Source organism: Streptomyces himastatinicus ATCC 53653, assembly GCF_000158915.1.
In the GTDB taxonomy this organism is placed as follows: domain Bacteria; phylum Actinomycetota; class Actinomycetes; order Streptomycetales; family Streptomycetaceae; genus Streptomyces; species Streptomyces himastatinicus.
The window spans coordinates 7,538,642-7,540,280 of the sequence record NZ_GG657754.1 but is presented as its reverse complement, the minus strand read 5'-3'; the positions used below and the strand labels follow the sequence as shown (position 1 = coordinate 7,540,280).

Annotated in this window: 1 protein-coding gene and 2 pseudogenes; all 3 read right to left on the bottom strand. The window is 74.0% G+C overall.

All coding sequences use genetic code 11. The annotated features are described in order from the left end of the window. Positions 1-307, bottom strand: a pseudogene (locus SSOG_RS31960) (reverse transcriptase-like protein); the annotation flags it as partial. A gap of 5 nt (positions 308-312) precedes the next feature. After that, positions 313-1,056 carry a zinc ribbon domain-containing protein gene (locus SSOG_RS31955; RefSeq protein WP_009718402.1) on the bottom strand — a complete coding sequence of 248 codons (744 nt, stop codon included), beginning with the start codon at positions 1,054-1,056 and terminating at the stop codon, positions 313-315. Between the two features lie 44 nt (positions 1,057-1,100). Further along, positions 1,101-1,639 (bottom strand): annotated as a pseudogene (locus tag SSOG_RS31950) (Nif3-like dinuclear metal center hexameric protein); the annotation flags it as partial.

Genomic DNA, 1,639 nt, shown 5'->3' with positions numbered 1-1,639 from the left:
TCGGTGGCGAGCGGCCGCATGTCCCGGGTGCTTGATCTTCCAGCGGCCGGACATCTGCTCGATGACCAGCTTGGAGTCCATCCGGACCCTGGACCTCCGCCTCCGGGTCGAGGGCGTGGGCGGCCCGCAGACCGGCGATCAGGCCCTTGTACTCGGCGACGTTGTTGGTCGCGGTGCCGATGTACTCGGCGACCTCGGCGAGCGGTTCGCCGGTCACCGCGTCCAGGACGACCGCGCCGTACCCGGCGGGCCCCGGGTTGCCCCGGGAGCCGCCGTCGGCCTCGACGATGAAGCGACGCCGTGCCATTGCCCCTACAGCCCCGATTCGGGCGTACGGACCAGGATCCGGCGGCAGTTCTCGCACCGCACCACGGTGTCGGCGGGGGCCGAGCGGACCTCGTTCAGCTCGGTGATGGCCAGCTCCTGGCGGCAGCCGTCGCAGCGCCGCTGGTAGAGCCGGGCGGCGCCGACGCCGCCCTGCTGCTCGCGCAGCTTGTCGTAGAGCTTCAGCAGATCGGCGGGGATGGTCCCGGCGATGACCGCGCGCTCCTTGGTGACGGTCGCGATCTCGTTGTCGATCTCCTCGACCGCCGCGTCGCGCCGCGCCGTGGCGTCGCTGATCTTGGACTGGAGGGACTCCACCCGGCCGGTCAGCTCGGTGGCCCGCTCCTGGGCGGCCTCGCGGCGCTCCATGACCTCCAGGACGACGTCCTCCAGGTCGCTCTGGCGCCGGGCGAGGGAGGCGATCTCGTGCTGGAGGTTCTCCAGGTCCTTGGGCGAGGTGACGGCCCCGGAGTCCAGGCGCTTCTGGTCGCGGGCGGCGCGCTGGCGCACCTGGTCCACGTCCTGCTCCGCCTTGGTCTGCTCGCGGGCGGTGTCGCTCTCCTCGGTCTGCGAGGCGACGAGGAGGTCACGCAGCTGGGTGTGGTCGGCGGTCAGGGTGTCGAGTTCGGCGTGCTCGGGCAGCGTCCGGCGCTTGTGCGCCAGCTGCGAGAGCCGTACGTCGAGGCCCTGGACGTCGAGCAGGCGGATCTGGTCTGCGGGCGCGGCGTTCAGCGGGGGGCTCCAGAGGTGGTCGTAGGGGACGGAAGAGGCGGGCCTCAGGCCGGGGAGGCCGAGGCGGGGTCGGGCGCGAAGGCCCGGAACGGGGCGGCGGCCGCGGCGTGGGCCGTCCAGGGGTCGGTGACCTTGCGGGACACATGGGTGCGCAGGTCCCAGCCGTGCCGGTCGGAGATCTCGTCGAGCTGTGCCGCGGCCAGCTCGGTCCACGGCCATTCGGTGGCCCAGTGCGCGGCGTCCACCAGCGCGAGGTCGCTGTGCTCGCGCGCCTCGGAGGCCGGGTGGTGGCGCAGATCGGCGGTGAGGTACGCGTCGACTCCGGCGGCGCGCGCCTCCGCGAACAGGCCGTCCCCGGAGCCGCCGCAGACGGCGACGGTACGGATCGTACGGTCCGGGTCGCCCGAGGCGCGGATGCCCTGCGCGGTGGCGGGCAGCCGGGCGGCGGCACGCTCGGTGAACTCGCCCAGCGTCTCGGGGCGGTCGAGTTCGCAGATCCGGCCGAGCCCCTGTCGTCCGGCGGGGTCGGCCGGGTCCGGCACCAGCGGTCTTCGGCCGCAGGTCGAGCGCCCCGGCGAGGGCG